Below are 4,750 nucleotides of genomic sequence, written 5' to 3' on the forward strand. Positions count from 1 at the left end.
AGCCTAACTTTGTGCTAATGATTAATATATAATCATAAAAGAAAAAGGGAGCCTTTTGAAAATTTCTCTTTAAAGGCGGTTTTTATTTTAGAGTTCGAGCCTTGCTATTTTGAATCAGAAACTACCAATGTTTAATAAAATAATGTCTCAAAGTCAGGAAAGTACTAAAAGCCAGTATTAAAGCCAATAACCAATATATAACCATGAGGAAAGGTTTAGGTTTATAGGCAAGATTTTTCCTTTTCCTATTTGTGGCTTTTTGAGCAGCAACCGGGGCCATTATTGTCACAGGTTTCCTTCTTTTATTTTTGCTCTGCATCATCAGTTCTAATAATTAAACGTTTGGTTCGTTTAACGATCCTTGCATTGTGGTTTTGACAACAGTTTTAGTTAGAACAATTAAACTCAAGCCACACAAATTTTCATCCTTCCATATTTAAAAACCATTCCTGAGCTTGTTGAATAGCCTCGACCACTAATGTTGATTCTTTAATTCGCCCTTCTTTTTTTAATTGATTTGCAATTTCAATCGCTTTTCCCCGCACTTTAGGATCCAAATCATTCATTCCAACAGGAAAATTTTCTAAACTCCATTCCATGACGCAATTTTTAATTTCTACTAATTAAGATCATTAAAGCGGTTTTCTTTTATTTGCTTATTTTTGAATGAGCCCTGAAACGATATTAATGGTGAGTGCTACAATAATAGTATTAAATGCAAATGACAACACTCCATGCATCCAGACTAGCCTTCTGATTCTGCGGGAAGTGATCTGAATATCAGAAACCTGGAATGTCATTCCAATAACAAAAGCGAAATAGGTAAAGTCGAGATAATCAGGCTCATTCTCGCCGGGGAATATCAAACCTTCAGGTTTCACATTTTCTCCTTTTTTATCGTTATCCATGTCACAATAGTAAAAATGGGCATATCTTAATGTAAAAACGGTATGGACCAACCACCAGGAGCTCATGACACACGCAAATGGAATGATTATCTGATAAAGAAGACCCTGCCTGGAACTTTCTCCGCTACCTTGTAAAAGTATCAAAATGGCAAAAAGACTGGCGAATGCAGCGGCAACGGCAAAGAAAAATACAAGTGTTCGGCTTGAATCTTGGTCATGTGCTTCATGCTTCACCTCGGCTGGATGCGAGGTTAAAATCGTGATCCAGGAAAGGGCTAGACTAGTCAGCGCATAGGCTAGCCAGGTAATCATAAAATGCACAGACGGAGAAAAACTTTCATAAGTCAACATGAAAATAATTAAGGCCATGCCTAATGAGATGTATAATTTATGATGAGCATCCAGTCGCTGGAAATATGTTAATTTTCCTTTATCCATGTTTCTGCGGCTTTTTTATTTTCTATAGTGTAAAAGCGTACCTGCGCGTTTTTAAATGGCTGGAGCAGTGAAATAATCCGCTTATCATCTTCGTTTGCACCCACGCAACAAATTTTTTCAAAATCATCCGCATGACTTATGCATTGCAAGAACGGGTCATCAGACCATTCCTCAAATCTTGCTATCTCCAGATACCATCGCACTTTTTTTCCGTTAGTTAATATGTTATGAACGATTGGATGGAGCTTTTCATAATCGCCTGCCTTCAACTGGTTATCTGCCTTCGTTGCAATAACATTATCTGATGTAAATTCTAGTACCTGTAGCATCCTTTCGTTCAGATTTGATTTTTATCATGCATCATTTTTATAGGCTAATAATCGGAGCGCATTAAATACAACGATCAATGTTGACCCTTCATGTGCAATAACTGCCGGTCCTATGGAAGCAATACCTAAAATGGTAAGGGGGATTAAAGCACCAACGACGCCAAGACTGATCCATAAGTTTTGTTTGATAATGCCTTTAGCTTTTCTGCTCAAACCAATTGCAAAAGGCAGGCTTTCAAGCCTGTCGCCCAAAAGCGCAATATCTGCAGTTTCCAGCGCAACATCAGAGCCGGCTGCGCCCATTGCAATTCCTACGGTGCTTTTCGCCATTGCCGGGGCATCGTTTACACCATCACCCACCATGGCAACCATTCCTTCTGATTTGTCCAATTTTTGTACGGCTTTCACCTTATCTTCAGGCATTAAATCCCCCCACGCATCGGTAATTCCAATCTGCTTAGCAACAGCTTCAGCGACCTGCTGATTATCTCCAGTAAGCATAATCATCTTTTTGATACCCAGATCAGTCAATTCAGAAAGGACATGCTTTGCTTCTTTACGGGGAACATCCATCATAGACAAAATCCCAATAAAGTCCTTATCACGCTTAACCAGCATAGAAGTATGGCCACCCTTTTCAAGGTCTTCGACCTGTTTCAAAATTTCTGGAGGAATACCTACTTTGTTAAATAATGCCTTATTGCCGATGTAAACCTTTTTCCCCTCAACTTCAGCCTGAACACCCCTGCCCACAATCCCTTGAACGTTATGTGCTTCCGGAATTTTTTGCTTTTTTAATTTTTCCATTGCACCCTTAACAATAGCCTCGGCCAGCGGGTGATCACTTAACTTTTCAACGGCTACTGCAACGGTAAGGAGCTCTTCTTCAGAAATATCATTTAGCGGAATCGCATTAGTAAGCTGGGGTTTGCCTTCTGTTATAGTACCGGTCTTGTCAAAAGCAATAGCATTTAAAGATCCCAGATCCTCCAAAGGTCTACCTCCTTTAATCAACACACCGCCACGCGCGGCTCTGGCAACGCCGCTAAGTACAGCGCTTGGTGTTGAAATTGCCAATGCACAAGGACTAGCGGCAACCAGTACAGACATTGCCCTGTAAAAGCTTTTACTGAAAGGTTCATCAATTACCAGGAACGCAAAACACAGGGCTGAAACCAATATCAATACTACAGGTACAAAGTATTTTTCAAATTTATCGGTAAATAATTGTGTTGGAGATTTTTGCTTCTCGGCTTCATTTACCATTTTCACTAATCTTGAAATGGTTGAATCTTTGGCTTCTTTAATTACTTTCACCTCTAATACAGATGCCCCATTAATTGTACCCGCAAAAACCCTAAACTGCGGTTTAATGCTTTTCTCGCTCGTATAATCTTTGGCGGGATCGGGTACGGGCGATTTGTCAACGGGGACACTTTCTCCGGTAATGGGTGCCTGGTTTACACTGCCCTCTCCTTTAATCACGACTCCATCCGCTGGTATTTTACTATTAGGCTTTATTATTATGATATCCCCCAACACTAATTTTTCAATATGGATTTCTTCCTCTTTGCCATCCCTTACTACAAGGGCGGTGGGTGGGGCAAGATTGGTAAGTGCCGCAATCGACTTACGGGCTTTGCCCATGGCATAATGCTCCAAAGCATGGCCTAAGCTAAACAGGAACAGCAGTAAAGCGCCTTCGGCCCATTCACCGAGAATTGCAGCTCCAATTGCAGCAACCAGCATTAAAAAATCAATTTCAAATCCCCCTTTAAGGATTGTTTGAACTGCTTCTTTTGCCGTAAAGTACCCTCCAAAGAAATAGGCGACTATATAAAGTGACAAGCTGGTCCAGGTTGGTATTGTATTTATATAGGATAAACCAAAGCCTGTACCTAATGCTACACCGCAAAGAAGGGCGAATATCAGTTCGGTATTTTTACCAAATACACCGCCGTCCTTATGTCCCGCATCTTCTGCTTGGTCGTGTTTAGCCATTTGGGATTTAGATCCGTTTATTTCTTTCTTCCCGGGAGTTTCTTTAGAGACCGGGTTTTGTAACGGTTTTTCTTTCTGATCATTAACAGCTTCAGTTTTCCGGGGTGTTGTTCTGGTTTTTTGAACCTTGCCTCTGCGATTATTTTTTTCCATGTTAAAGATTGTTAATGCCCTTATTCCTCTTCACTATTTTTCATTTTTGAAAGAAGATCATAAGATCCCTTCAAAACTACTTTTCCTGTTAAATCAGGATTTCCAGGAATCTGCACCTCGATGTACCCACCGTCACTTATACCAGTAGTTATTTCCATCATTTCAAAATGAAATGATTCTCCCGCCTTTTCTTTCTCAGTTTCTGTCTCGTTTTCCTTTTCAATGTGCTTGGGTGCCACTTCGGTTGCAGCTTGAGAAGCTACAAAAATGTACTTCTTCCCTTCGAAATCGACAACCGCAGCTTGTGGCAAAGTCAAAACTACGCTACTTGCAGTTTCAATAAACGCTTTGAGATATGTTCCCGGAATAAAACCTTTACTTCCTTTGGCAATAGCATGGACTGTTACAGTTTTATCAGGATTAATTTCACCGCCCACCAACTGAACTACCGCACGCAACTCGGTTGTATCATTCGTCATGGTAAATCGTACCTGCTGTCCTGCTTTCACTTTTACAGCATCTTTTTCAAATACATTTAACTCTACATGCAGGTTCGAACTATTCACGATCTCAAACATGATGTCGTTTGGATTAACAAATTTCCCAATATTGACATTCACTTCGGTCACATAGCCGCTAATTGGCGCATAAATACTTACCTGACTGCGGATATTTCCTGCGGATAAGCTTCCGGGGTTAATATTAATTAGACGCAATCGTTGTTTCAGCGCATTTTCTCTGGCCAAAGCGCTTTGATAGTTGGCTTTTGCCTGTTGTAGCGTTTTTTGAGAATTTACGTTCTGTTGCGCCAGAGTTTGCTGTCGTTTATATTCAGAATTGGTGAGTTCTAACTGACTTCTGCTTTCCAGATAGTCCTGCTGAAGCTGAACGAATTCCTGGTTTTCTAAAACAGCAATTACC

The 4,750-nt window shown here is 40.4% G+C and carries 5 protein-coding genes; all 5 read right to left on the minus strand.

What is annotated here, in order from left to right; genetic code table 11:
* Positions 1-422: 422 nt before the first annotated feature.
* A complete protein-coding gene (locus WBJ10_RS01515) occupies positions 423-599 on the minus strand; it encodes a hypothetical protein (protein WP_424287795.1) in 177 nt (58 codons plus the stop codon).
* A 57-nt stretch (positions 600-656) separates the two neighbouring features.
* Positions 657-1,346 carry a DUF1345 domain-containing protein gene (locus WBJ10_RS01520; RefSeq protein WP_424287796.1) on the minus strand — a complete coding sequence of 230 codons (690 nt, stop codon included), beginning with the start codon at positions 1,344-1,346 and terminating at the stop codon, positions 657-659.
* On the minus strand, positions 1,328-1,675 hold the full coding sequence (locus WBJ10_RS01525; protein ID WP_424287797.1) for an STAS/SEC14 domain-containing protein: 348 nt from the start codon (positions 1,673-1,675) through the stop codon (positions 1,328-1,330). The genes WBJ10_RS01520 and WBJ10_RS01525 overlap by 19 nt, the downstream gene beginning before the upstream one ends.
* Positions 1,676-1,699: 24 nt before the next feature.
* A complete protein-coding gene (locus WBJ10_RS01530; RefSeq protein WP_424287798.1) occupies positions 1,700-3,829 on the minus strand; it encodes a heavy metal translocating P-type ATPase in 2,130 nt (709 codons plus the stop codon).
* Between the two features lie 20 nt (positions 3,830-3,849).
* Positions 3,850-4,750: efflux RND transporter periplasmic adaptor subunit (locus tag WBJ10_RS01535; protein WP_424287799.1), on the minus strand; the 901-nt coding region annotated here is incomplete at its 5' end.

It is taken from the genome of Daejeonella sp. (assembly GCF_049655485.1).
Classification (GTDB): Bacteria; Bacteroidota; Bacteroidia; order Sphingobacteriales; family Sphingobacteriaceae; genus Daejeonella.